This is a genomic window from Brytella acorum (assembly GCF_029309905.1).
Taxonomy (GTDB): Bacteria; Pseudomonadota; Alphaproteobacteria; order Acetobacterales; family Acetobacteraceae; genus Brytella; species Brytella acorum.
Genome location: NZ_JARBJP010000002.1, coordinates 392,970 through 419,198, shown reverse-complemented (window position 1 = coordinate 419,198; position 26,229 = coordinate 392,970). Strand labels below are relative to the sequence as shown.

The following is a 26,229-nucleotide window of genomic DNA, read 5'->3' as shown; positions in this document are numbered from 1 at the left end:
CCCGAACGCCACCATGTCGCGATGGCCGGCGCGAAACACGGCGCCCAGATCATCATAAAGGCTGTTCCATCATCATGTCCTGGCCGCGTCTTTCCTGGTCTCATCTTGTCTGGCCCACATCCGTTCTGATCGCGATCATGACGGTCTGCATGGGCCTCGTCATCGTGATGATCCGTGTCGGCGTCATGGATGTTCCCGGCCATCGCAGTTCGCATGCCCGCCCAACCCCGAAGGGCGGCGGGATCGGAATCATGGCGGGTTTCCTTCTGGGTGTTCCGGCCCTGTACTGGGCCGCAGGTTTCTCTCCCGCTTCCTTTGCAGTTACGGCGCCCCTCACGGCCATCGGCCTTCTCGCTCTTTTTTCATGGCTCGACGATGTGCATTCCTTCAGCGCCGCCAGCAAGCTCGGCATGCAGTTTGGGGCCGCGCTGATCGTCCTTGTCGCGACACAATGGCCTGCGAATACGCCCCATATATGGCTGTATGCGTCAATCGCTCTCTTCTGGCTTCTGTATGTGACCAATGCCATCAACTTCATCGATGGGGTGAACGGTCTGGCCTCAGGCAGCATGGCACTTACAGCGCTCGCCGCCGCGTCCGGTTTCATGATCGTCGATCGCCTGGATGACGCGCTGGCGCCTTTGGCGCTGGCAGCCTGTCTTCTCGTTTTCCTGCCGTTCAATTTTCCTACGGCCCGTATTTTCATGGGCGATGTCGGCAGTCAGGGCGCGGGGCTCGCCACGGCCTGGTTTGGGCTGAGGGCTTTCCAGCACACCGCGACACCGCTTCTGATGCCTCTCATGCTGTTGCCCATTCTCTACGACGTCGGCTTCACACTCATCCGGCGCGCATTGGAAGGTCGCCGCCTGACGGAAGCCCATCGAGGACACCTCTACCAGTTGGCCGTTCGCGCTGGCGCTTCGCCCGTTCGCGTCACGCTTCTTTACTGGTTTCTTGCCCTCTGGAACGCAATCGCGACTCTCACGATCCAGACATGGCCCCTGCTCGCGGTCGCCATAGCCGTCCCGCTCGCCCTCTGGACTCTCGGCGTCCTGAGACAGGCAAGTCGCACGGTGAGCCGTCCCTGGTGATCTGGCGGGGTTTCAAAATAAAAAAGGCCGCCACCGGGTTCCGGTCGCGGCCTTTCTCTTACCTGAGAGCAGGTCTTATGTTCAGCCGGCGGCGCGACGGGTGGCGATGCGAGCAACCGGAGCCGTCTTGGCTTTCGGCGCTTTCACACCAGCCGCCTCGTTCATCACCGAGCGCATTTCACGAAGGAACGCGGCACCGCGCAACGTGCGCTGCACGAGCACCGAGCGACGATCCAGCGGATCGACCTTACGGCGCGCGAGGTCCAGTTCGCCGAGACGATCGAGCGCGCGCGTGATCGCCGGCTTCGAAACGTTCAGTTCGGCGGCGAGACCGCGAACGGTGTGTGCGCCTTCCTGCAGATAGCAGGTCAGGAACACGCCGAGCTGACGGGCCGAAAGATCGGGACCATCCTTGCGCACCATGGCGACGATGGTGTCGCGAAGAAGACCCAGCATCTGGTCGTTGTTGTTCTGGCTCATGACTACATCCTTTCTTGCCGCCCATAGTGTTGCGCGGCGTCCAATTTCCGTCGCCCAAGCTAGTCGCCCGACCAGGCGGCACGCCTTGGGTGCGTGTCTGTGTTTCCGTCCGTCGCTCTCGCCACCCTGCGTGACGAAAACCCGCGACGAACGCTGTCCGATCGCTTCCCGTGCGGCAATGACCGAAACGATCCACCTGCATATAGGTTCGTTTCGGCAATTGGTTCACCTCGAACATATGAAGTTTTAAAAACACGCATCGTCGCGAACGTTGCAAGTTTTAAACAATGCGTAACAACGCATCGGCCACGGCCCTGAGGGCGGGAGTCTCGCCGCCCTGCGGACGTCCGGGAGACTGGGCATCATTCCATGCGTAAGTATCTAAATGTGCCCACTTTATTCCCTCTTTCACGAAGCGGGCGAGAAAGAGGGCCGCCGTGATCGCACCAGCCCCCGGTTTTTCCGTAACATTGCCAATATCGGCAACTTTACGGTCAAGCCATGCGTCGTACGCATGCCAGAGCGGCAAACGCCACAGATCGTCCCGACGCTCTTTACCGGCGGAAATCAGCGCTTCACAAAGAGAATCGTCATTGGCGAACAGCGCGGGCAGATCGGGCCCCAGCGCGATACGCGCAGCACCGGTCAGCGTGGCGGCATCGATCAGCCAGTCGGGGTCGGCCTCGCAGGCCTCCGCCAGAAGGTCGCAAAGCACCAGACGGCCTTCCGCGTCGGTGTTTCCAATCTCCACGCTTAAACCCGCTCTGGTTTTCAGGATGTCACCCGGCCGCATCGCATGGCCGGACACACTGTTCTCGACGCAGCCCAGACGCAGTTCCAGCCGAACAGGCAGATCGCGCCCGATGGTCACGAGCGCCACGGCAAGCATGAGGGCCGCGCCACCCATGTCCTTCTTCATGCGCAACATCCCGGCCGATGGCTTGATGTCGTAGCCGCCGCTATCGAAGCACACCCCCTTGCCGACGAGAGATATCAGGGGCGCATCGCCGGAAGCCCGGCTTCCGCTCCACCGCGCGACCAGAACGCGGGGCGACCGATCGGACCCGGCTCCGACCGCCCCCAGACAGGGATAGGCTTCCTCCAGCATGCCGTCCTGGAAGATCTCGACATCCGCTCCCGCCTCGCGCAACGCCGATCCGGCACGAAACGCCAGTTCGTCGGGCCCCAGAAGATTGGCGGGCATGTTGATCAGGTCACGCCCGAGCCAGTTCGCCCGCGCCAGACGCACCGCGTCTTCGGTGCCTTCCGGACACACGAGCCGCACACTGGCCGGTGGCGCCTCGGGGAGATGAAAACTGTAAGCCCCCATGCAGAACCCAAGAACGGCGTCTTCCGCGAGGGTCGGCGCGCGCGCGGCCAACGCCTCTTCGAACAAGAGCCGCCAGTTCCCGTCTGGAAGACGCTGCGCCAGACCGCCGAACACACAGGGATCACGTCGTCCGTCGTCACTGACGACGATGACGGCCTCCGCGACTCCCTGCGCGCCCGGCAAAAGCGCGACGTCGCCGGCATCGCCCCGGAAGCCGCTTTCGCGCAGATAGGCGGCATGCCCTCCCAGCACGTCGTCCCAATCCGGTCGCGCGCGGACGACGCGGATGAGCCGTGCGTCCACGGCTTCATCTGTAAGGCAGATTTTTAACGGATCGCGCATGGCGCTCCTCCTCGTCGTAACGTTGCAGGCCGCGGGAACCACGAACATGCATGATGCGCTTGCTTTTAGCGCCCTCATGCGAAACCATCATCCAATGACGGGCAAGACAAGCGGCTTTGCATCCCCCACACGTCACCCTTCGGGACGTGATTACCGTATGCCATTGCGAGTTCGCGCCGTGCTTGGCCCCACGAATACGGGCAAAACCCATTACGCGCTCGAGCGGATGCTCGCCCATGAATCGGGCGTCATCGCGTTTCCGCTCCGACTTCTCGCACGTGAAAACTACGAACGCATGGTGGCGCTCAAAGGCGCTCGCTTCGTCGGACTGATCACGGGCGAGGAAAAAATCGTCCCGCCCGAGATGCGATGGATCGCCTGCACGACGGAGGCCATGCCGCTGGATCGAAAAGCCGAATTCGTGGCGATCGACGAAATCCAGCTCTGCGCCGATCCCGATCGCGGCCATATTTTTACCGACCGCCTTCTGAACGCGCGCGGCACGGTGGAGACCCTGTTCCTGGGCGCCGAAACAATCCGCCCCGTGCTTCAACGGCTGGTTCCGGAGATCGAAATCGATACACGTCCCCGCCTGTCGCAACTGATCGGCACGAGCCACACAAAACTGTCGCGGCTGCCGGCGCGCTCGGCCATCGTCGCGTTCTCCGCGGCGGAAGTGTACGCCATTGCCGAAGCCATCCGCCAGCGTCGCGGCGGCTGCGCCATCGTCATGGGGCGCATGTCGCCACGCACCCGCAATGCTCAGGTGCAGCTCTATCAGAACAAGGAGGTGGATTACCTCGTTGCGACCGACGCCATCGGCATGGGCCTCAACATGGACGTCAACCATGTGGCGCTGGCATCGCTCACGAAGTTCGACGGCAGCATCATCCGACCACTGGCGACCCAGGAAATCGCCCAGATCGCCGGTCGCGCCGGTCGCGGCACGCGCGAAGGCACTTTTGGCACGACCGCCGAAGCCCGCGCCATGTCGGAAGCCACCGTCGAAGCGATCGAGGCCCACCGTTTCGACCCCCTTTCGCGGCTCTTCTGGCGCAACAGTGACCTGGATTTCACGGCGCCCGCCGATCTTCTGGCCAGCCTCAACCGCAGCCCCGGACGCCCTGATCTCGTGCCGGGACGCCCTGCGACCGACCTTCTCACGCTTGATGCGCTCGCTCAGGAAAAGGATGTTCTTCAGGCTGCGAGAGGCACGAAACGGACACGCCTGCTCTGGGACATCTGCCAGATCCCGGATTTCCGAAAGCTTGGCGACGATTCCCACACCCGCCTGTGCGCGCGTCTGTTTTTTCATCTCCTGAATGATGGGAGCATTCCCGCCAGCTGGCTCGAAAGCCATATCGCCGCCTTCTCACGGACGGATGGCGACATCGACACGCTCATGCACCGTCTGGCGGGCGTCCGTACGGCCGCCTATGTCGCGGCGCGCAACGACTGGTTGCGAGATGCGCCAAGCTGGCAGGAACGCGCCAGATCCGTCGAAGACACCCTTTCCGATGCCCTGCATGAACGTCTTACGGCGCGCTTCGTCGATCGTCGCGCGACCTCGATCCTGCGTCGTCTGGACTCGGCTGATGACGGCAACCTGCTGTCAGCCGTTACCAAAGAAGGCGCAGTCATCGTCGAGGGCCATGAGGTCGGGCGTATCGAAGGCTTCACCCTGAGACCCGATATCGAGACATCCGGCCCTGAACAGAAGCTGATGCTTCGTGCCGGACGACGCGCCCTGCTTCAGGAAATCCCCCGTCGCGTCCAGGCTTTGGCCGAGGCCCCCGACGAGGCTTTCCATCTGGACCTGCAATCAGGCCGGATCCTCTGGGAGGACGTTCCCATCGCCGATCTCACGGTCGGTCCGGCGCTGACAGCTCCTACGGTCCGCATGATGCACGGCGAGTTCCCCGACAGCCGCCAACGCGAACTCGTGCGCGAACGCCTGCAAGTTTTTTGCCGCTCCGAGATCGGACGAACGCTCCACGTTCTGTTCGCCGCACGCGACGCGGCCCATGGCGACCCGATGCTTCGCGGGGTGGTTCACCGCCTGCTGGAGCATGGGGGCGTAACGCCCCTTGAACGCTCCGATCGTGACCCACTGCGCGCCGTACAAACGTCCCTGGGACGGCTGGGCATTCGGCTGGGTCTGCGCTTCATATACATGCCAGCCATGCTCAAGCCGCGCGCCATGACCATGCGGGCACTGCTTATGGCGATCCGGGACGGCAGATCCGTGCCGATGCTTCCTCGCGCGGAGTGTGCGTCCGTCGCGTTATCTGTTCACGGCCCTGCCGCCAGGGTCGAACAGGCATGGTTGGAGACGCTGGGATGGGTGTCCGCCCATCAGCGGCTGATCCGCCTCGACGTTGCCGAGCGGCTATGCGCCGATATGCGCAAGGCAACCCGGCGAGGTGATATCATCGCCCCCCCCGGAATTGGCTCGGCGCTGGGGGTCGCTCAGGCCCAGTTGGCCGAGACCGTCCGCGCTCTGGGGCAGCGCTGCCATGCAGCACAGCCCTTGACGACCCTGCATTATGGCCCCGCCAGTCCCTTCATCCTCCTGCGCTCCGTAGCGGAAACCCGGCGTGAAAACGTCGGGTCGAGACACAGGAGCCAGAAGCCCCGTAAGGAACCAACACGGAAGGAAACGCCTTTCGCGGCGCTGGAATCATTGAAGCGGAAGATGCTGGCATCGTGACGGACGGGCATCGTCGGCTCGACCTGTGGCTATGGTACGCCAGGGTCGCGCGTCAGCGTACGGACTGCGCGGCCCTGATCCGCAAGGGTCGGCTCAGGATCAACGGTCAGCCCACGGACAAACCCCATGCCCGCGTTCACAGAGAGGACGTCCTGACCATTCCGATGCCGGGCGGCGTAACTGTGCGGGTTCTGCGTGTCGTTGCTCTGGGCGAGCGACGGGGAAATGCCACTGAAGCTTCCATGCTTTACGAGGAAATCGTCGAGTAGCACGCGCAAAAAGCGTTATATTGACGCAATCATATGCTTGCCACACGCACGAAAGAACCCCATACGTCCCACCGTATATATATATGGCACTGCACCGGTTCTGACCGCCGGGCTTCAGAAGGCCACCGTGACCCCGTGGGGTCTTTCGAACGATCGGAGACGACGATGACCTATGTGGTCACTGAAAACTGCATTCGCTGCAAATTCATGGACTGCGTTGAGGTGTGCCCGGTCGATTGCTTCTATGCGGGCGACAATTTCCTCGTGATCAACCCGGACGAGTGTATCGACTGCGGTGTCTGCGAGCCAGAATGCCCTGCTGAAGCAATCCTTCCGGACAGTGACAACCAGGCGACGCCATGGATGGAGATCAACGCCAAATACGCGGCGGTCTGGCCGAACATCACCCGCAAGGGCGAGGCACCCGCCGATGCGGAAGAATGGAAGGATAAGCCCAACAAAGCGGCTCTTCTCTCTCCCGAGCCACACAAAGGCTGAAAGACGAACCTGCGTGAAAGCCTTTGAAAGGGCGCGTCCTTCGGGACGCGCCCTTTTTCGTTCCTGCAGACTGAAAGATAGATACAAAAAAACGGCAGGAGAAAAATCCCCTGCCGTTTCCCGATCAGACAACCGGAATGGCGGGCGTACCCACCTTCCCGAATATCTGCTTTTAACGCGACATCATGTTCATCGACGTGTCGTGCATGACGAACAACACACCGAAAACGATGATGAGGCAGCAACCCACTGCGAAGAAGAAGCAGATACGGTTCCAGGCCTGCGCCGAACTTCCGTTCATATGCAGGAAGTAAATGACGTGAACGAAGATCTGCACCACCGCCAGAGCGGAAATGACGCCGATCGTCACGCCGGGTGACATCGCGTGCATCATGACGGCCGCAAAAGCAGCCGCCGTGAGCACCACTGAAATCACGAAGCCTACGAGATACGAGCCGAAGGAGCCGTGGCTCTCTCCATGCACGTCGTGGCCCGCGCTTGAGGATGCGTGGCTCATCAGATCACACTCAACAGATAGACAAAGGTAAAGACGCAGATCCAGACGATGTCCAGAAAGTGCCAGAACAGGCTGAGGCAAGTCAGCTTGCTCATGACGCGCGGCGGCCCGGCCCCCCCGCCCAGGCTCTGCACCATCACGACCAGGATCCAGATCAGACCGGTGCTGACATGGAGACCATGCGTCGCAACCAGCGTGAAGAAAGCGGACAGGAACGCGCTGCGATCCGGACCATTCCCTTCTGCGATCATGTGCGTGAATTCACGCAGCTCAAGGCCGACGAACGAGAGGCCCAGCAGGAACGTGATACCCAGCCAGCCCAGGAACGCCCCCTTCTTCTGCGCGTGCGCTGCAAGCGCACCGAAGCCGAAGGTGATGGAGCTGAGCAGCAGGATTGCTGTTTCGAGCGCGACACCGCCGAGCTCGAAGATTTCCTTGCCCGACGGGCCACCAGCGTACTGGTGGCGCAACGTCGCGAAGGCGGCGAACAGCGTCCCGAACAGGATGCAGTCCGTCATCAGGTAGACCCAGAACCCGAACACCACGGGAGATTCGTGATGCTCGTGATCGTCGTGACCGCCAGCGACAGGCGGCATGGTTGCTTCGTGTGCCATAATTACTCCGCCGCCTGTGCCATCAGCTTACGCGACTGCGCTTCGACGTCACGAGTGACTTCGCTGACAGGCACGTAATAGTCGATGTCGTTATCGTTGCTGCGCAGGATGACCGTCAGGAGGACGCCGATCAGCCCGAGAGCCGCCATCCACCAGATGTGCCACACGGCCGCAAAGCCCAGGACGAAGCTGAACGCACCGACGAAGAAACCGGCAGCCGTATTGCGCGGCATGTGGATATCGGTCAGCGGCTTATGCGTGCCACGACCCATTTCCTTCTCCGTGTGGAAGCTGTCGATGCCATGAATGTCAGGCAGGACGGCGAAGTTGTAAGCCGGCGGGGGCGAGGAAATCGACCACTCCAGCGTACGACCATTCCACGGGTCACCCGTATAGTCGATGTTCTGCGGCAGATTACGGTCACGGATCGAGACATAGATCTGAACGAGCTGGCAGACCACGCCACAGGCGATCGTCAGCACGCCAACTTCGGCGATCAGCATCTGAACATGCCAGTCGGGGTTGTCATAGTGGTTCAGACGACGGGTCATGCCCTCGAAGCCCGCGATATAGAGCGGCACGAAAGCGAGATAGAAGCCGACGAACCAGCAATAGAAAGCCCGCTTGCCCCAGGCTTCGTTCAGCTTGAAGCCGAAGACTTTCGGGAACCAGAAGTTCATGCCCGCGACATAGCCGAAATACACGCCGCCGATGATGACGTTGTGGAAATGGGCGATCAGGAACAGTGAGTTATGCAGAACCCAGTCGGCTGCAGGCATCGCCATCATGACGCCGGTCATGCCGCCGATAGAGAAGGTGATCATGAAGCCGATCGTCCAGTACATGGTCGAGTGAAACTCGATCCGACCCTTGTACATCGTGAACAGCCAGTTGAAGATCTTCACGCCCGTCGGGACAGCGATGATCATCGTCATGATGCCGAAGAACGCGTTGACGTTCGGTCCCGCGCCCATCGTGAAGAAGTGGTGGACCCAGACGATGAAGGACAGAACGGTGATCGAAAGTGTCGCATAGACCATCGTGGCGTAGCCGAAGAGCGGCTTGCCCGAGAACGTCGACGTCACTTCAGAGAACACACCGAAGGCCGGCAGAACCAGAATATAAACTTCCGGATGGCCCCAGCACCAGATCATGTTCAGGTAGAGCATGACGCTGCCACCCGCTTCATTGGTGAAGAAGTGCATGCCGAAATAGCGATCCATCGACAGGCAGCCCAGCGTCACGGTCAGAACCGGGAATGCCGCCATGATCAGCACGGACGCGCAGAGCGCCGTCCAGGTGAAGATCGGCATATGCATCAGGTCCATGCCCGGCGCGCGCATCTTGATGATCGTCGTGAAGAAGTTCACGCCGGTCAGCAATGTGCCTACGCCTGAAAGCTGCACAGCCCAGATGTAATAGTCGATACCGACGCCCGGGCTGAATTTCAGCTCCGAAATCGGCGGATAGGCCAGCCAGCCGCACTGCGCGAACTCACCGATAAACAGGGAGACATTGATCAGCACGGCGCTGATGGTCGTCATCCAGAAGCTCAGCGAGTTCAGGAACGGGAACGCCACGTCGCGCGCGCCGATCTGAAGCGGCACCACGATGTTGAACAGGCCCGTCATGAACGCCATGGCCATGAAGAAGATCATGATCGTGCCGTGAGCGGAGAAGACCTGGTCGTAATGGTGCGGAGGCAGATAGCCGGGATTGCCGTTATAGGCGAGAGCCAGCTGCGTACGCATCATGACGGCGTCCGCGAAACCGCGGAAAAGCATGACGAGGGCGAGGATGATGTACATGACGCCCAGACGCTTGTGGTCGACCGAAGTCAGCCATTCGCGCCAGAGATAACCCCATTTACCGTAATAGGTGACGAGACCGAGAACGGCCGCGCCCACCACGGCGACACCGATAAAGGTGCCGACGAGAATCGGCACATCCAGAGGGATAGCCGAAAATGTCAACTTGCCAAGCATAGTTGCCTTATTCCTTCATCTGCATGTCGGACATGGCGTTCTGCACATGCAGGGTCTGACCAGTGCTTTTATCGATCACGACGCCATTGTTGTATTTGGCGACAATGTCATCGAACAGACCCGGCTGCACATGCGCGAAGTATTGTACCGGAGCGGCCTCCTGCGGAGCGGAGACGTTCTTGTAGCTCTCGGCGTCGAGCGTGTCGGAAGAGGCTTTCACCTTGTCCACCCACGCGTTGAACTCGTCATCGCTGACGGCATGCGTGAGGAACTTCATGTCGGAGAAGCCGCGACCGGTGTACTGGGCCGCCTCACCATGGAAGATACCCGGCTGGGTCGCCATCAGATGAAGCTGCGTCTGCATACCCGCCATCGCATAGATCTGCGATCCAAGACGCGGAATGAAGAACGAGGTCATCACGGCGTCGGAGGTGATGCGGAAATTGATCGGCGCACCGACCGGGAATTCCAGTTCGTTGACTGTGGCGATCCCCTGGTCGGGGTAGATGAAGAGCCATTTCCAGTCCAGCGACACGACTTCGACATTGATCGGAGCGTGTGTGGCCCCGGCCGTATCGGTCGTCAGCGGACGATACGGGTCCAGCGCAAAACTCGACCACGCGGAAATACCGCCGAGGATCAGAATGATGATCGCGGGAATACCCCAGATGAACACTTCGATCTTCGTCGAATGTGACCAGTTGGGAAGATATTCCGCATCCTTGTTTTTCGCGTTGTACTTAACTGCGTAAATCAGTGTCAGGACGATGACCGGAATCACGATGCAAAGCATCACGCCCGCTTCGGCCAGAATGATGTTACGCTGTTGCAGACCGATCGGCCCGGCGGGTTCCAGCAGATCGAGCGTGCAGCCCGATAGCAGGAATGCCGGCGCGACCGGCAAAAGCCGCCGCATTTTCGGCAAAATCTTATCTTTCATAATAGGCCCCGCTCCTTGATCCGACCGTCAGACCGTGCGGCGACGGGCTACGCGCGGATACGGACAGAAAACGACCGCAAACTGACGTAGCGTGGTCAGAAAATCTCACGCCGTCCCTCCTTCATAAGCAGGGGAGCAACCACGAACATCATCAGACAGCATCACGCACCCAGCGTTCAACCGACAGAATTTGCCCTGCCGCACCCTTGCTCGCTCCATTCTGGCCGTTCGGAGAACGCCGTCAGCCGCCCACGCGGACGATCAACAGCCCAAACCACCAACACCGGGCTCCGTTTGTCCCGGCTCTGCCTGTTGTATTCCGCCTGAACGACCCTCAAAGCAAGCATTCTTCACTCGCACGCGAGCCGGTAAAGAAAAATGAATTTTTCAATTTGTGTGTTTTTTCATGCACTTACGAAAATACGCAAAAATTGACCCATCAAATCTTGCTGATTTTTAAGGCAGAGGTTGGCGAACCGGGAACAATTGCGATAACAGGACAAATGAAGTCCCAATAAAAAAAAGGCGACCCCCATCAAGGGAGGCCGCCTTTTCATTCAGTCACGGAAACAGCAATCAGTCGTTGCTGTTCGAGCGCACACCCATAAATTGCAGAATGAATGTGAAAAGATTGATGAAGTTGAGGTAAAGACCCAACGCATCATAAACCGAGCGTTTGGAGACTTCGTCCGGGCCCAGATACGCAACAGACTGCAGATATGTCGCCCGGATGGCCTGCGTCGAATAGGCCGTCATCAGCGTGAAGATGAGGACGCCCGCGACGGACACCACGAACGCCATCATGCTGCTCGCCATGAAGATGTTGACGACCATGGCGATCAGCAGCCCGATCATGCCCATCATCAGGAACGATCCGAGACTCGCAAGGCTGCGTCGGGTCGTATAGCCCCAAAGGGACATCGCCCCGAACGTCGCGGCCGACACGAAGAAGGCTCGCGCCACGGACACGCCGGTATAGACCATCAGGATATTGGCGAGACTGGCACCCATCGTAGCGCAGAGCGCCCAGAAAAGACCCTGAACGACTGGACGCGAGAGACGGTTGATCCCGAACGACAGCACGAGAACGAAAGCAAGAGGAGCAAAGGTGACGAGCATGCCAAGCGGCGTCGGCCGATAGCCCCATGCTCCCGATGCAGTTTGCACCGTTGCATAGAACAACCCGCGCAGGGACGTCTCCGCCACGCCATAAGCGACAAGCCCAGTCACGACGAGGCCCGCTGTCATCCAGTTATAGACGCTCAGCATATAGGCACGCAGTCCGGCATCGACTCCAGCAAAGGGCGCTGCCCCTGACCCGGAGGTCTGATTGCCGGAACGATAATTAGGTACGAAAGCCATGACACCCTTTCCTGAATCGGGCGCGATCGCCCTGTCACTTTGGTAAGAATGTGGGTGATCGGGCCTGGCAATCAAGCAGCAAACGCTTTCTCTACGGTCTTTTCACGCATTGTAATCATGTCATGCTGTTGCTCTTCCGACCTCCATCCCGGAGTTTTCCTCATGCGGCTTCTTGTTGCCCTCTCGCTGGCCCCGTCACAAAAGCGCTTTCTCTCCGCGTTACGAACGGGAATTCCAGCCGCGAGCTGGGTTTCCCCAAGCCATTATCATGTGCCCTTGCGACCAGTCGGAGACGTCGAATCGCGTCACGTCGCAGAGGATATCGATCATGCCCTTGCAGGCGTTTCTTTCTCTCCATTCAATCTGCAACTCATGGGTGTCAGCATCTCTGACGCCTCCGGGAGCAGGCCACCGAGCCGCAACCTCCGAATTGACGTCGTGCCCTGCGACGGACTGATCCAGCTTCATGTGCGAATCGAATCCGCCCTGAGGCAGGCGGGCCTACCCCCTGACAAGCGACGCTTCCGTCCCCATGTCACGATCGCACAGCTTCCGGAACCGTTTGATGCCGAGCCGTGGGTTCGTGTGCACAACCTTCTTCGATCGGAAGAAACACTTGTCGATCACTTCACGCTTCTCGAAGTTTTCCGTGGCCCGGATGGCCCCACCCACGAGAAGCGAGCCACCTATGGCTCCGCCTTCGATCACGTCTATCCCGAAGGGCTGGATGACTGATCGGGAGTCGCCGTGACCACCGAAAGCCTTTCAACCCTGATAGCGCGAGTACGTGACTGTCGCCTTTGCGCAGACCATCTGCCGTTGGGACCAAAGCCGATCCTCCAGGTTTCCGAACATGCGCCCATTCTCATCGCGAGTCAGGCACCCGGAACCAAAGCCCATACGTCAGGCCAAACCTTTCTCGATGCTTCGGGCGACCGCCTGAGGGAGTGGCTGGCTGTGTCGGCCGACCAGTTCTACGATCCCCGGAGATTCGCAATTCTGCCCATGGGCATGTGCTACCCGGGCCGCCTGCCCCAGGGCGGCGATCGTCCGCCCCGGCCGGAATGCGCCCCACGCTGGCGGAGCGAAGTCCTCTCGCATCTCAGGAGCGTGCGTCTGACCCTCCTCGTCGGCAGCTATAGCCAGGTCCACGTTCTGGGTCGGGGCCGTATGACCGAGCGCGTTTATCACTATCGCGACTATCTGCCATCTTACTTCCCACTCCCCCACCCGTCCTGGCGCACGGGAGGATGGGAGAAACGCAACCCCTGGTTTCGGGACGATGTCATCCCCGCGCTGCGGATGATCGTACACGATCTGATCAATGCAGCCCCGCGATGCTGAGCCGAACTATTTTGCCCGCAACTCCGGCAAGGTCACCATAATATGCTCCGCGATCGCCGTCGCGAATCCCTCTATTCCTGAAAACAGGATCTGGACGCCGATGCAAAGCAGGATCAGAGCGGCCATACGGCTGACAATCCGCGCTCCGGTTACGCCGAGAAAAGCCACGATCCTGTCAGCGGAATTATAAACCAGCCAGACGGTCACAGCGATCGCTACCGCCGCCAGGGTCAGGGCCATGAAATAGCCCGGCAAAGGATCTCCCGCCGGGCGATCCGATGTCAGCGCGATGGCGACCGAAATGCTGCCCGGGCCGACCGTGAATGGCATGGCAAGTGGGAAAAAGGCCGTATCGCGGAGGTCCACCGCGGAAACCGTACGCCCCCCCTGAAGCGCCTGACGCTCCTTGCGGGCTTCATTCTGCTCCGGCGCCTGCAGCAACACCCATGCGCGCGTCGCGACGACAAGCCCTCCGGTTACCCGCAAGGCATCCATGGAAATCCCGAAAAAACCAAGAATCCACCCGCCGAACCAAAGTGAAATCACCAGAACGATAAATGAATAAAAGGCGACGAGGCGCGCGAGGTTAACGACTTCAGCGCGTGTACGCCCCGCGGTTGCCTGAGCGAAAATGAGTGACGCGCCGATCGGATTCACGATCGAAAACAACGCCGAATACGCCATCAGCCACGCGCTGATCATACCCGCCAGACCGATGCCACCATTCACCGCCTGGGGTGAAATCATGATTCGGCCCCGCCGTTCAGCCGCACAGCAGCGCTCCTGTCCGATGCCGGTCGTGGGCTATGCCTGAGAAGGCGTCGTCGGTCGCTGGCAAGCAGGGTCTTGATGGCTTTGATATCCTGAGCGCCGCAGCAAAGGGTGCCGATCATCGGTGCATCACCCTGGCACACGGTCATTCCTATATCGTTATAGACACTTTCAAGAGCATCACCAATCTTGATAAAAGCAAGACGCCGTCCCTCCTGAAGAGCAAGATCACGCAGACGCCAGATCGCCGCGATGCTCTCACGCTCAGGGCCAGCCGGGTCACCCAGCCCAATGATGAAACGCCCGGTTCGCATGAAGGGAATTGCGGCCTTGCCGGTTTCATCGAGCAGCAACCCGTTGGGACGTCGTGGCCCAAATTCTTCGAGCGCATGGTCGAGCGTCCTGTAGACCGACGCGCTTTCCTCATTCCAGGCACGAATGCGAACACGACCTCGCCGCGTCATCTGTGCCACCGCGATCAATCCGAAGACAGCGGAGATCGCCAGAGCCCATCGAATGACCGATGTGTGCGCTTCATAGATGAGCGCATGCCACCATCCCTGCCCCAGTCGGCGGTTCAGGAGAAAAATGCCGAACAGCGCCACGCTTGAGAACCATAGCCCCATCCAGAGAATTGTTCCCCGGTGTCCCGGTTCGGCCAGCAAATGGGCGCGCCGATAATAGCAGGCTCGAAAAGGGGCGATGAGGAAGATCACGAGCAGCAGCGACAAAGGTACGGCGAGAGCCGCCTGACGCAGCAGCGACAGGAGCAACGAAACGATAAGCATGATCAGAGTGGCACGCCAGGCCAGCGTTACGCGCTGCGACAAGCCGAATGAAAGCCCGACGAACACGACACCTGCAAAACAGAGAAGCAGATCCGCGAATTGCGGCAGCCAATGTCCAAGGAAGGCATCGTGCGGAACTGGCGCCGCGACGGCGTAGAACACCAGAAGCACGCCCGTGCACGCGGTTACGCCGGTCGCGACCGAGACCGAAAAATCAGCTTCCGATTCCCGGATCGCCTGGCTGACGCGACGTGGCTCGGGCCCTGCCGCGGAGAGCCCGCGCTTGCGGGCAAGCGCCGCGTCTCCCCGAAGAAACAACTCGTGACCGGCAAACATCACGCCCGCCATCACGAGAGGCACGAAATAGTAGAACAGCCGAAAAACGAAGATGACGCCGAGAATGTCCGGCGCGGGCATATAAGGTCGCAACGCCAGCAGCATGGCACTGTCGAATACGCCCAGACCTCCCGGCACACTGGCGAGCAGACCGGCGGTATAGGCTGCGAGATAGATCGCCAGAAACGCACCGAATCCGATCGGAGTGGAGGCCGGCAACATGACATAGGCGATGAGCGCGGTCGCGGCCATGTCTCCGGCGCTGATCAGGATCTGCGCCAGCGCAATACCGAACGAAGGCACTTCCACCGCGTAGCCCCAGACGCGCACTTCCCGCAGACGCAGGGACGCCACGAGGTAAGCGACATCCAGCCCCCATGCCGCAAGACCGCAAAACTGCACGAGCACCGTCGGCAGTCTGTCCATGAGCGGGATCTGCTCCGGCTCGAATACCAGGACACCGCCGATCAGGGCGGAGGCGCCGAGCAGATAAGTCGTGGAACAGAAAGCAATGATCTGCGCGATCGCGCCGGGTGGAACGCCCCAGTTCCGATAAAGACGAAAGCGGACCGCCGCCCCCGAAATGGCCGCGCATCCGAGATTGTGCGACAGGACGTAGGAGCAGAAGGCCGCAAATGCAGCGCGACGGTAGCGCTGGTGGGCGCGCACATGCACACAGGCGAGATAATCGTAAAATGACAGGATAAAATACGAAAGCACCGTGCAGCCCGCGCCCGCGACAAGCGCGGACACCGGCATCGCGTGTAACGCATGACGGACGTCACTCAGCGCGAGATGACGGACCTCGCGCTGAATGACGAAAAACGCCGCCACCAGCAGCACGAGTCCGACCAGTGCAGGCAGCCTGTGCAGCAGCTTGCGGGCTGGCGAAGAGGTGCCCGGACATGTTTCCTTGTGGGTCACGTCCGTGTGCCGCTCAGCCTGCATGGATCAGACCGGCTCCGATACCGTCTGTGCTGTGTCCCGCGCCAGCGCATCCTCGATCAGCTTCACGGTTTCGGGCAGGCCGAGAAGGGCTGCAAAAATACCGAAGCGCGGGCCTTCGCTCTGACCAAGCAAAACTTCATACAGGCAGCCAAACCATGAACGTAAAGGCTGGATTTTATGCTTCTTTCCGATCTCGAAGACAATGTCCTGAACTTCCACGGGAGACAGGTTCGGATCGGCCTTTGCAAGCGCGTCCGCGAGATCGCGAAGCGCTGCACGCTCCTGCTCCGTGGGTGAGCGAAAGGTCTTGGAGGGCTTCACGAAGTCCTGAAAATAGACGAGCGCATGATGGATCAGACGGTCGACATAAGGATGCGTTTCCGGTGACAGGCTGGCGTCGTAACGGCGCAGAAACTTCCATAGAACATCCGCGGAGGTGGCATTGGCCACAGCTGCGAGGTTGAGCAGCATCGTAAACGACACCGGGCTGGTGGTCGCCCCGGACAGTTTGCCGCCTTCGACAAACCAGGCCGGATTTGCCCGGAGGATTTGCTCGTCGGTTTCCGCCTGCGCCTTTTCTGCATTGGCGAGATACTCGTCCATCGCGCGGGGAATAACGTCGAAAAACAGCCGCTTGGCGCGCGTGGGCTGGTTGAACATATATTGCGCGAGGCTCTCGGGAGGTGCGAGACGCAACCACTCCTCGATGGAAAGACCGTTCCCCTTCGACTTGCTGATCTTCTGGGCATTTTCGTCGAGAAAAAGCTCATAGGTCAGTCCGGCTGGCGGCTCCTTGCCAAGGATCCGGCAGATCCGGCTGGACAGCTTCACGCTGTCAATCAGATCCTTGCCCGACATTTCATAATCGACGCCCAGCGCATACCAGCGCATGGCCCAGTCAGCTTTCCACTGCATTTTAGCATGGCCGCCGAGAACCGAAGTCTCGAAGACGTCCCCGCTATCCGGATCCTTCCAGACGACCGTCGCCGCGTCCGGATCGACCTTGATCACCGGCACCTGCATCACCTGGCCCGTCTTCGGATGGATCGGCAGAACCGGAGAATACGTCGCACGCCGGTCCGGCCCCAAGGTCGGCGCAATGGTGGCGACGACCTCGTCATGAACCTCAAGAACCCGTCGCAGGGCCGCGTCAAAGCGGCCGCTGGTGTAATAATCCGTGGCGGACGCAAATTCGTAATGAAAACCGAAACTGTCGAGAAACTCACGCAGCATCGCGTTATTATGGTGGGCGAAGCTTTCGAAGCGGCCAAAAGGATCGGGAATGCGCGTCAGCGGCAGACCGATATGCCGGGCCAGCATGTCCTGATTGGGCACGTTGGTCGGCACCTTTCGCAACGCATCCATGTCGTCGGAAAATGCCAGCAGGCGGGTGGGCCTGCCGGTAAGAGCTTCATACGCCTGGCGGACCCAGGTCGTACGCGCCACCTCTCCGAACGTGCCGATATGCGGCAGGCCGGAAGGGCCATAACCGGTTTCCAGCAGGGCCGGAGCGTCGCCGTCGCACGCTTCCACACGCGCCACGATCTTGCGGGCCTCTTCGAAAGGCCATGCTTTGGGCAGCGTCCCCGCATCGGGAGGAGCGACGGTCGTTTTTGAATGATCTGACATGATTGGCTGAAAATTATGGATGGTCAGCCCCCGGGTCAAGCAACTCGCATGAACCGATGCTCTTCTCTAGGCTGACGACCGCCCGGAATGTAAGCTGCGGCGGATGCCTGTCCTGCCCGCCCACGACGTTTCCCCCTACGACTGCCCGGCACTGATTGCCCGCCGCGGCGTCTCTTCGGTCCTGACGGAGGATGGCGAGATCCTCTCGCTCGCACGGGCGGAAACGCTCGCGCTCCTGGCCCGTTCCGCGCCGCCGCTGCTCGTTCACGGGCCTGCGACGATGCGGCAGCTCGATTGTGCGATCCCAGCCCCCCCGGCCCCCTGGCTCGACCTGCTGGAACTTTTCCTCTTCCTCCACCCCGCCCGTAACGTTGCTCCCACGCCGCTCGGACTGGCGCTGGCCCTCGACGTGCCACCGCCAGTCACGCTTGAGGCCGATTTTCTGCACATGCTGCTCAACGTCATGTTTCAGGACCTCGAGCGTCGCTCGGGCGGAACTGATGGAGACGCGATGAGAGCCCTCCTGCCAGCACTGAGCCGCGCCGGGTGGGCATGGGCACCCGCGCTCGGTGAACGCCTCGGCCCCGCACGGATGGAGTCGCTCCACCCGCTGGAAGCCGTGCGTGTCTGGCGCCGCCTCCCCAAATGGGAAGAAGTCGCCCCTCGCCCGCAGCCAGGCAGCCAGCGCGTAACGCAGGCGGAAGCACGGGCGCGGCTTGGCGAAATTCTCGGTTCCAATGCGGAAGCACGGCCCGGACAGGCCGATTTCGCTTCGGTCGCAACGGCCGCCTTCGAACCTCGTGCGGAATTCGGCAGCCCGCATGTTGTGCTGGCCGAGGCCGGGACCGGCACTGGCAAAACGCTTGGCTATGTCGCGCCGAGCAGCCTCTGGGCCGAACGCAATGGCGGCGCGGTATGGATCAGCACATACACCAAACACCTTCAACGCCAGATCGAGCAGGAGCTGACGCGCCTTCATCCTGACGAGGCGACGCGTCGCCGCGCCGTCGTGGTGCGCAAGGGACGCGAGAACTACCTGTGCCTTCTGAACATGGAGGATGCCGTCAATACCGCCGCCTCGCGCGGAGAGATGGCCGCGCCGAATGTCATCAGCCTCGCGCTCCTGGCGCGTTGGGCGGAAGCCACGCGCGACGGCGACCTCATGGGCGGCGACTTGCCCGGCTGGTTTGGCGAACTCTTCGGTTCCGGCACCGTCTTTGGCATGGCGGACCGTCGCGGCGAATGCATTCACGGCGCATGTCCACATTATCAACGCTGCTTCGTCGAACATACCATCCGACGGGCGCGCGATGCCGACCTCGTCGTCGCGAACCATGCTCTGGTCATGACCCAGGCCGCGTGGGCCTCCCTGTCGAAGGATGACGTTCCGGAAGAGGACACGACGCCGACACGTTATGTCTTCGACGAAGGCCACCACCTGCCTGACGCCGCCGACAGCGCTTTCGCCGTCGCCTTGTCGGGACTGGAAACCGCCGAACTGCGCCGCTGGCTTCTTGGCGCCGAGGGCAGTCGCTCGCGCGCCCGTGGTCTTCGCCGCAGGCTGGAAGATCTGGTCGCCTTCGCGCCCGGCCTCGAAGCACCACTCGACGCCGTCCTGCAGGCCGCCCGCGCGCTTCCCGCTCCCGGCTGGCTGGGTCGTCTGCACGATCCGGCGACACCCTCTCCAACTCAGGACGAAATCGAGAATCCGACTGAGCGTCTTCTGCGAGCACTCGAAGTCCAGACCCGCGCGCGCCATGTCTCGGCCCGGTCTGGCGGCATGCAGACAGCGCGAAAGAAAGGAGACGCGGAATGCGACCTTCATCCCGTCGATCCCGCGGTGGCGGAAGCGGCCGAAACGTTGCTCCGCGCGCTCAAACGTCTGCATGAGCCCCTCGAAACCCTGACGAAGCGGCTGACCCATCAGCTTTCCGAGGACCAGGAGACGCTCGACAGCGCGATGCGTGGAAGAATCGAGGCGCTCGTCCGCTCTTTGCGCCGTCGCGCCATCAGCCGGGTTGCCGGATGGACCGGCCTACTGGAAGCGACACAGATTCCTCTGGAGCCCGATACGCGCCCGGTCCATATCGACTTCATCCGCAGCGAGAGCATCGCCGCCCGGGGCGTTCGCGGCGATGAGCATGATATCGGTCTCCATCGCCACTGGCTCGATCCCACAGTGCCTTTTGCGGCGATCATGCAGGCGCCCGCTCATGGACTGCTCATCACCTCGGCCACGCTCAGGGACCAGACCCGCGACACACCCGACGAAGCGACCCATGAGACGGCCTGGGACGCTGCTGAAGAGCGGCTCGGCGCCACTCACTTTCCGGCACCCGCCATCCGGGCGTCCCTCATCAGCCCGTTCGACTATGCGCACCAGACACGTGCCTACGTGGTCGACGATCTGCCCAGAGATGATATTGCGGTCCTGGCGTCCGCGTATCGCTCTCTCTTCCTCGCGGCCCATGGCGGTGCCCTGGGGCTGTTCACCGCCATTTCACGGCTGCGCGCCGTGCATAAGCGCATCGTGGAGCCGCTGGAAGTCGCGGGGCTGCCGCTTTACGCGCAGCACGTGGATGCCATGGACAATGCGACGCTCGTCGATATTTTCCGTACCGAAATCGATTCCTGCCTGCTCGGGACCGATGCCATGCGGGACGGCGTCGATGTGCCGGGCGATGCCCTGCGCATGGTGGTCTTCGAGCGCACGCCATGGCCACGTCCGGACATCCTTCATCGTGAGCGGCGCCTGTACCTCTCCCACGGCGCACCCAAAGAATATGACGACCGGCTGACACGCATGAAACTTCGTCAGGCTTTCGGACGGCTGATCCGCAAATCAAGCGATTACGGGGTGTTCGTCATGCTCGACCGACGCATGCCTTCACGACTGTTTTCGGCTTTTCCTGAAGGTGTCACCGTCCGGCGCATGGGACTGAATGAGACGCTTGGAGATATTTCGGAATTTCTTCAGGAGCGGACCCTGAGGAGCACCGACGCGCAGTCACTCTCATGATGCGCGGAGGCCATCGTTGTGGATGCGGCCTCTGTACAAAGTAAAAAACCACTGAAATGTCATGGCTGGAGTATGACCGGCCGACACCGCGGGCGCATGCGAAGGAAGCACATGTTCGAGATTCGGGAAGACGATCTATCGGGGGAGCCGACGTGCGAACTGCTGAGGCTGCACCTTGCGGGCATGCGTGCCGACTCGCCGCCCGGGGAAGTGTTCGCCCTTGATTTATCCGGCCTGCAAACGCCCGACATAACGGTTTGGACGGTCTGGTATCAGGATCGTATCGCAGCCATTGGCGCCTTAAAGATGCTGCCGGATGGAACGGCTGAGGTGAAATCCATGCGCACTCATTCCGATTTTTTGCGAATGGGAGCTGGAGCCGCCGTTCTGGAAACGATTATTGCCGCGGCAAAAGCCAAAGGCGTTCATCGGCTCAGTCTGGAAACGGGTAGTGGAACGGCGTTCGAGCCCGCACTCACTCTTTATCGGCGTCGGGGCTTCGTGAACGGCGAGGCATTCGGAGGTTACGAGCAGAGTAGCTTCAACCAATTCCTGCACCTCGCCATGGGATGACGCTGGAATCTGCTTTGAGTAGAAACCGTACAGCACAAAAAAACCGCCCCGTCTTGCGACGAGGCGGTTCCTTTTCGACCGCGTGAGCGGAGCGACGGATCAAAAATCCATGTCGCCCATGCCACCCATACCGCCCGGGCCGCCAGCCGGCGGGCCCTTCTTCTCGGGCTTCTCGGCGACCATGGCTTCCGTCGTGATCAGCAGGCCGGCAACCGAAGCCGCATCCTGAAGAGCCGTACGGACGACCTTCATGGGATCGATGATGCCAGCAACGACGAGATCCTTGTAGTCCCCGTTCTGGGCATCGAAGCCGTAGTTGTACTCGTCCTTCTCCAGCACCTTGCCAGCGATGACGGCACCGTCTTCACCCGCGTTGAAGGCGATCTGGCGCAGGGGAGCCTGCAACGCCTTGCGAATGATGTCGCCGCCGACGCGCTGGTCGTCGTTGTGGTAATGCAGGTGCTCGAGAGCCTTCGTCGCACGCGCCAGAGCCGTGCCGCCGCCGGGGACGATGCCTTCTTCAACGGCCGCGCGGGTCGCATGCAGGGCGTCGTCAACGCGATCCTTGCGCTCCTTCACCTCAACCTCGGTGCTTCCGCCGACGCGGATGACCGCGACGCCACCGGCCAGCTTCGCGAGACGCTCCTGGAGCTTCTCGCGATCGTAGTCGGAGGTCGTCTCTTCGATCTGACCACGGATCTGGCCGCAACGACCCTTGATGTCGTCGCTGTTGCCAGCGCCTTCGACGATCGTGGTGTTTTCCTTGGAAATGTGGATCTTCTTCGCACGACCCAGCATATCCAGCGTCACAGTCTCGAGCTTGATGCCGAGATCTTCGCTGATGACCTGACCGCCCGTGAGGATCGCGATGTCTTCAAGCATCGCCTTGCGACGATCGCCGAAGCCCGGAGCCTTGACGGCAGCGATCTTCAGACCGCCACGCAGCTTGTTGACGACCAGCGTCGCCAGAGCCTCGCCATCGACGTCTTCCGCGATGATGACCAGCGGACGACCCGACTGAACCACGCTCTCGAGCAGCGGAAGGATCGGCTGCAGCGAGGAGAGCTTCTTCTCATGGATGAGAATGTACGGGCTTTCGAGATCCGCCGTCATCTTCTCGGCGTTGGTCACGAAATACGGCGAGATGTAGCCGCGATCGAACTGCATGCCCTCGACCACGTCGAGTTCCGTCTGCAGACCCTTGGCCTCCTCGACGGTGATCACGCCTTCCGTGCCGACCTTCTGCATGGCGTCGGCGATCATCTTGCCGATTTCGTGCTCGCCGTTCGCGGAAATCGTGCCGACCTGGGCGGTTTCTTCCAGGGTCGTGATCTTCTTGGCGTTCTTCTTGAGCTCCTCGACGACCACGAGAACGGCCTTGTCGACACCGCGCTTGAGATCCATCGGGTTCAGGCCGGCCGCAACAGCCTTGGCGCCTTCGCGAATGATCGCCTGGGCCAGAACCGTCGCCGTGGTCGTGCCGTCACCAGCCGTGTCGTTGGTCTTGCTGGCGACTTCGCGCACCATCTGGGCGCCCATGTTTTCGAACTTGTCAGCCAGTTCGATTTCCTTGGCGACCGAAACACCGTCTTTGGTGATGCGCGGTGCGCCGAAGCTCTTGTCGAGAACGACGTTGCGGCCCTTCGGGCCCAGCGTCACCTTGACGGCGTCCGCGAGAATGTCGACGCCGCGCAGCATGCGCTGACGGGCATCGGCACCGAATTTAACGTCCTTGGCAGCCATTTATCTAACTCCGTGTGAGGTTGTCGTGCGTCGCAGGGCGGGCTTGTTCAGCCGGTCACACCCATGATGTCGCTTTCCTTCATGATCAGCAGCTCTTCGCCGTCGATCTTCACCTCGGTGCCGGACCACTTGCCGAACAGAACGCGGTCGCCCGCCTTCACGTCCAGCGCAACAATCTGACCCTGCTCATTGCGTGCACCGGGACCGACGGAAATCACTTCGCCTTCCATCGGCTTTTCCTTAGCGGTGTCCGGAATGATGATGCCACCTTTGGTCTTCTCTTCGCCGGTGATGCGACGGACCACAACACGGTCATGCAAAGGCCGAAATTTCGTCATAATGGATCGCTCCACAATCTTTTTGAGGCCACGCCCTTTTTGAGACAAGCGACGCAGCCGGTTTGCGCGCGCGCTAAGCCGCAGCGCGTTGGCACTCCCGCTTAGAGAGTGCCAATGCAGGTAAGAGCGACCCCGTGCGCCGTCAAGGGGCCTCCCGATCGCGTCACCCGTTTTTCTCCGATTTGTCATCTTCGCGCAGGGCTCCGTCGAGCGCGCGCTTCAGCTGCTCCGAAATCATGATATCGCGGGCTTTTTCGGCTTTGCTACGGCCGAAAGCGGCGCGGTTCGTTTCGGCTTGCGCGACATCCTTCTCGCGCTCAAGGCGTTTACGGGCCCGCCGGAGATTGACGATCTCACCCAAAGGACGTGTCCTCCCTCAATCGCATCGTATGATATGGAGTCTGATGTCTTGGGAAACATGATAACGCTGACCGCGGCGGATACCCACCATTTCGCCGCCTATGAGGCCGGAAATCCCGATGCGGGGATCGCCATTGTCGTCGTGCAGGAAATCTTCGGCCTCACCCATCATATCAGGGCCGTCTGCGACGAGTTCGCGGAACATCATGGCTTTCACGTCATCGCTCCGGCTTTGTTCGACCGGGTGGAGCGCGACGTCGTCCTGCCCTACGACGAAAGCGGCATGAAGAAAGGCCTCGAACTGCGCGCGAAAATCGAGCCGGAGGACCTGGTGGCAGACGTCGTAGCCTCCGCCGCCGCTCTCAGGAAGCATGGCCATGGCAAGGTCGGCATTCTTGGTTTCTGCTGGGGCGGTCTCGTCTCGTGGATGGCGGCGACGCGTACGCATGATTTCGGTGCAGCCGTGGCCTGGTATGGCGGCGGCATCGCGGCCCTCAGCCACGAGAAACCCCACTGCCCCGTCGAGCTTCACTTCGGCGGCGAGGATAGCCATATCCCCCACACCGACATCAGCACCATCCGCGACAACCGTCCCGAGGCGGAAATCTTCGTCTATGACGACGCCCATCACGGGTTCGGCTGCCCGGACAGGGCCAGCTTCAACAAAGCCGCGCGCGATCTGGCGCATGAACGCACCGTCGCGTTTTTCAAAGAACACCTCTGAGCACGGAAACGAGAATTCATGTCCGACAACCCTCTCGAACCCAGCGAGACCCGCAACGCCAGGATCCAGGCCAGGGCCCGGGCATTATGGGAAGCTGACGGCAAACCCGGCTGCGGCGCGGACGCCTATCTCGAACAGGCGGGCGATCTCGTCGGCATGGAAGAAAATCCCACGGCGGGCGAAATCCCCGTGTCCGACCTTCCGCCCCCCGACCTCGCGGACATACAGGTCGAGAATGCCCGCATTCAGGAAAATCTTGGGGAGTTCCCCGAACGCCTGACCGATCAGGGCGATCGCGCGCATTTCCCTGAAAGGGAAAACGAGCGCGACGCCTGATAAAAAGGAAGCTCAGAAATAAATCGGGGCGGATTCAAGCCCTCCCCGATTTTTTTTGTGACATCCGGATCCGCGCCGTCAGTCCGTCTCGGGCGTCGGGGAAATCTCTCCGTTCTGGATACGACGCACTGTTTCGATATGCTGGCGATAGGCGTCGTAATGCTCGGGAGCCGCATGTTTGAAATCGGGATCCTCGAGATGAGGCACGCGCCCATGGTGGCCGAAGTTCACCAACCGGGCCTCGAGCAGATGGATCTTACCGAAAACATCCGCCTGGATGGCAAGCACGGCCAGAGATGAGCCGATGAAGGGCCCCAGAAGATAGATCCACAAACCGTTCCAGTTGCCCGCGAACAGATCCGGCCCGAACGTCCGCGCAAAATTGACGCTGTTTCCTGAGAGCCAGGCCGTGATCGGATTCATGATGAAGAAGAACATGCCGCCGACCCAGGGCGTCAGCCTGTTGAAGCGGGGATGCGCCGCCAGCCAGTAAAGCATGAAGATCAGCAGGCCCGTGACAAGCATTTCTGAGGCCAGCGCATACCAGATCGAAATGCCGCCATAAGGTGTTGTCGCGCCATAATGCGCCGCGATGGCGTAAGCGCGCCACGGTTCGAAAATCGCACCCAGAGCATAGACCGCAGCCGTACCGAGCACTGCGCCAAGAATCTGAGCCAGAACGTATCCGAGAGCGTCGATCCAGACGATTTTTTTTGAAAGCATGAAAGCAAGCGTCACGGAAGGATTGAGATGGGCGCCACTCACCTTGCCAAAGGGCGTCATGGCCGCGACCGTCCCGGCCATCCCGAAACACAACCCGCACAGGGCAGTCTGGAGCACGGGATGAACGACCAGACGGTTTCCGAACACGGCGTCCGGCGCCGATAGCAGAATGACGCAGACGAGCCCGACCATCATCAAGACGGCTGTGGCCAGCGCCTCGCACCAGTAAAGACGCCAGTGAAAAGGCTTTTCGGGATGAGGCTCGCCGGAGAGTGGCCGATCATGAAAGTGGCGATGGAAATGCGGCCAGTGAAAATGAGGAATTTTCACATGCGGGCGATGAAAATGCGGCAAATGAAGATGTGGAAGGTGAGGATTCCAGTCCTTGTGATCCGGCTCCTTCAAATCATTCAGATCTGACATTGCCCTGCCTATGTATTCATCACGCCCCTGCGATCA

The 26,229-nt window shown here is 60.8% G+C and carries 24 protein-coding genes; 10 read left to right on the top strand and 14 right to left on the bottom strand.

What is annotated here, in order from left to right; genetic code table 11:
* Nucleotides 1–74 precede the first annotated feature (74 nt).
* Nucleotides 75–1,091 (top strand): glycosyltransferase family 4 protein, encoded by a 1,017-nt coding sequence (locus tag PWM43_RS05220; RefSeq protein WP_289841506.1) that lies wholly within the window; start codon nt 75–77, stop codon nt 1,089–1,091.
* Nucleotides 1,092–1,172: 81 nt separating this feature from the next.
* Here PWM43_RS05220 and PWM43_RS05215 read toward each other — a convergent pair whose 3' ends face one another.
* Both PWM43_RS05215 and PWM43_RS05210 read right to left on the bottom strand, forming a co-directional pair.
* Entirely contained in the window at nt 1,173–1,571 is a 399-nt protein-coding gene (locus PWM43_RS05215) for a MarR family transcriptional regulator (protein ID WP_289841505.1), read from the bottom strand.
* 280 nt (nt 1,572–1,851) lie between these two features.
* Entirely contained in the window at nt 1,852–3,243 is a 1,392-nt protein-coding gene (locus tag PWM43_RS05210) for a leucyl aminopeptidase family protein (RefSeq protein WP_289841504.1), read from the bottom strand.
* A gap of 94 nt (nt 3,244–3,337) precedes the next feature.
* Between PWM43_RS05210 and PWM43_RS05205 the strand changes: the two genes are divergently transcribed.
* The 3 genes from PWM43_RS05205 to fdxA all read left to right on the top strand — a co-directional run bounded on the left by PWM43_RS05205 (nt 3,338) and on the right by fdxA (nt 6,720).
* On the top strand, nt 3,338–5,953 hold the full coding sequence (locus PWM43_RS05205; protein ID WP_394356045.1) for a helicase-related protein: 2,616 nt from the start codon (nt 3,338–3,340) through the stop codon (nt 5,951–5,953).
* Nucleotides 5,950–6,222, top strand: a complete 273-nt coding sequence (locus PWM43_RS05200) for an RNA-binding S4 domain-containing protein (protein ID WP_289841503.1) — start codon at nt 5,950–5,952, stop codon at nt 6,220–6,222. Before PWM43_RS05205 ends, PWM43_RS05200 begins: the two co-directional genes overlap by 4 nt.
* Before the next feature lie 165 nt (nt 6,223–6,387).
* Complete coding sequence (gene fdxA / locus PWM43_RS05195) at nt 6,388–6,720, top strand: ferredoxin FdxA (RefSeq protein ID WP_289841502.1); 333 nt, start codon at nt 6,388–6,390, stop codon at nt 6,718–6,720.
* A gap of 172 nt (nt 6,721–6,892) precedes the next feature.
* Here fdxA and cyoD read toward each other — a convergent pair whose 3' ends face one another.
* The 5 genes from cyoD to PWM43_RS05170 all read right to left on the bottom strand — a co-directional run bounded on the left by cyoD (nt 6,893) and on the right by PWM43_RS05170 (nt 12,138).
* Nucleotides 6,893–7,237, bottom strand: coding sequence for a cytochrome o ubiquinol oxidase subunit IV (gene cyoD / locus PWM43_RS05190; RefSeq protein ID WP_289841501.1), 345 nt, complete (start codon nt 7,235–7,237; stop codon nt 6,893–6,895).
* Nucleotides 7,237–7,851 (bottom strand): cytochrome o ubiquinol oxidase subunit III, encoded by a 615-nt coding sequence (cyoC, locus tag PWM43_RS05185; protein ID WP_289841500.1) that lies wholly within the window; start codon nt 7,849–7,851, stop codon nt 7,237–7,239. The genes cyoD and cyoC overlap by 1 nt, the downstream gene beginning before the upstream one ends.
* 2 nt (nt 7,852–7,853) lie before the next feature.
* Nucleotides 7,854–9,836 carry a cytochrome o ubiquinol oxidase subunit I gene (gene cyoB, locus PWM43_RS05180; RefSeq protein ID WP_289841499.1) on the bottom strand — a complete coding sequence of 661 codons (1,983 nt, stop codon included), beginning with the start codon at nt 9,834–9,836 and terminating at the stop codon, nt 7,854–7,856.
* A gap of 7 nt (nt 9,837–9,843) precedes the next feature.
* Nucleotides 9,844–10,776, bottom strand: a complete 933-nt coding sequence (gene cyoA / locus PWM43_RS05175) for a ubiquinol oxidase subunit II (protein WP_289841498.1) — start codon at nt 10,774–10,776, stop codon at nt 9,844–9,846.
* Between the two features lie 576 nt (nt 10,777–11,352).
* Nucleotides 11,353–12,138: a Bax inhibitor-1/YccA family protein gene (locus PWM43_RS05170; RefSeq protein WP_289841497.1), complete on the bottom strand. Its 786-nt coding sequence runs from the start codon at nt 12,136–12,138 to the stop codon at nt 11,353–11,355.
* A gap of 162 nt (nt 12,139–12,300) precedes the next feature.
* On the opposite strand from PWM43_RS05170, the gene thpR reads away from it, so the two are divergent.
* Together thpR and PWM43_RS05160 are read left to right on the top strand one after the other, a co-directional pair.
* Nucleotides 12,301–12,873: an RNA 2',3'-cyclic phosphodiesterase gene (gene thpR / locus PWM43_RS05165; protein WP_289841496.1), complete on the top strand. Its 573-nt coding sequence runs from the start codon at nt 12,301–12,303 to the stop codon at nt 12,871–12,873.
* A 12-nt stretch (nt 12,874–12,885) separates the two neighbouring features.
* The gene (locus PWM43_RS05160; protein WP_289841495.1) at nt 12,886–13,482 is read left to right on the top strand and encodes a uracil-DNA glycosylase family protein; all 597 of its coding nucleotides are present in this window, start codon (nt 12,886–12,888) and stop codon (nt 13,480–13,482) included.
* A 6-nt stretch (nt 13,483–13,488) separates the two neighbouring features.
* Here the strand turns inward: PWM43_RS05160 and PWM43_RS05155 are convergent, their stop codons facing one another.
* From PWM43_RS05155 to PWM43_RS05145, 3 genes are read right to left on the bottom strand one after another with little or no spacing between them, the layout of a single operon-like run.
* Nucleotides 13,489–14,229 (bottom strand): MarC family protein, encoded by a 741-nt coding sequence (locus PWM43_RS05155; protein WP_289841494.1) that lies wholly within the window; start codon nt 14,227–14,229, stop codon nt 13,489–13,491.
* On the bottom strand, nt 14,226–16,325 hold the full coding sequence (locus PWM43_RS05150; RefSeq protein WP_289841493.1) for a lysylphosphatidylglycerol synthase domain-containing protein: 2,100 nt from the start codon (nt 16,323–16,325) through the stop codon (nt 14,226–14,228). The genes PWM43_RS05155 and PWM43_RS05150 overlap by 4 nt, the downstream gene beginning before the upstream one ends.
* 3 nt (nt 16,326–16,328) lie before the next feature.
* On the bottom strand, nt 16,329–17,954 hold the full coding sequence (locus tag PWM43_RS05145; protein WP_289841492.1) for a lysine--tRNA ligase: 1,626 nt from the start codon (nt 17,952–17,954) through the stop codon (nt 16,329–16,331).
* Between the two features lie 103 nt (nt 17,955–18,057).
* On the opposite strand from PWM43_RS05145, the gene PWM43_RS05140 reads away from it, so the two are divergent.
* Entirely contained in the window at nt 18,058–20,973 is a 2,916-nt protein-coding gene (locus tag PWM43_RS05140) for an ATP-dependent DNA helicase (RefSeq protein WP_289841491.1), read from the top strand.
* Nucleotides 20,974–21,084: 111 nt separating this feature from the next.
* The gene (locus PWM43_RS05135) at nt 21,085–21,546 is read left to right on the top strand and encodes a GNAT family N-acetyltransferase (protein WP_289841490.1); all 462 of its coding nucleotides are present in this window, start codon (nt 21,085–21,087) and stop codon (nt 21,544–21,546) included.
* Nucleotides 21,547–21,645: 99 nt separating this feature from the next.
* Here PWM43_RS05135 and groL read toward each other — a convergent pair whose 3' ends face one another.
* The 3 genes from groL to PWM43_RS05120 form a co-directional block, all read right to left on the bottom strand.
* Entirely contained in the window at nt 21,646–23,289 is a 1,644-nt protein-coding gene (groL, locus tag PWM43_RS05130; protein ID WP_289841489.1) for a chaperonin GroEL, read from the bottom strand.
* Between the two features lie 47 nt (nt 23,290–23,336).
* Nucleotides 23,337–23,627, bottom strand: a complete 291-nt coding sequence (groES, locus tag PWM43_RS05125) for a co-chaperone GroES (protein ID WP_289841488.1) — start codon at nt 23,625–23,627, stop codon at nt 23,337–23,339.
* Between the two features lie 163 nt (nt 23,628–23,790).
* Nucleotides 23,791–23,988: a DUF4169 family protein gene (locus PWM43_RS05120; RefSeq protein ID WP_289841487.1), complete on the bottom strand. Its 198-nt coding sequence runs from the start codon at nt 23,986–23,988 to the stop codon at nt 23,791–23,793.
* Between the two features lie 57 nt (nt 23,989–24,045).
* On the opposite strand from PWM43_RS05120, the gene PWM43_RS05115 reads away from it, so the two are divergent.
* Both PWM43_RS05115 and PWM43_RS05110 read left to right on the top strand, forming a co-directional pair.
* Nucleotides 24,046–24,711, top strand: a complete 666-nt coding sequence (locus tag PWM43_RS05115; protein WP_289841486.1) for a dienelactone hydrolase family protein — start codon at nt 24,046–24,048, stop codon at nt 24,709–24,711.
* 18 nt (nt 24,712–24,729) lie between these two features.
* Nucleotides 24,730–25,047 carry a DUF2934 domain-containing protein gene (locus PWM43_RS05110; protein ID WP_289841485.1) on the top strand — a complete coding sequence of 106 codons (318 nt, stop codon included), beginning with the start codon at nt 24,730–24,732 and terminating at the stop codon, nt 25,045–25,047.
* Between the two features lie 78 nt (nt 25,048–25,125).
* Here PWM43_RS05110 and PWM43_RS05105 read toward each other — a convergent pair whose 3' ends face one another.
* Nucleotides 25,126–26,100 carry an MIP/aquaporin family protein gene (locus tag PWM43_RS05105; protein WP_289841739.1) on the bottom strand — a complete coding sequence of 325 codons (975 nt, stop codon included), beginning with the start codon at nt 26,098–26,100 and terminating at the stop codon, nt 25,126–25,128.
* Nucleotides 26,101–26,229: the final 129 nt, after the last annotated feature.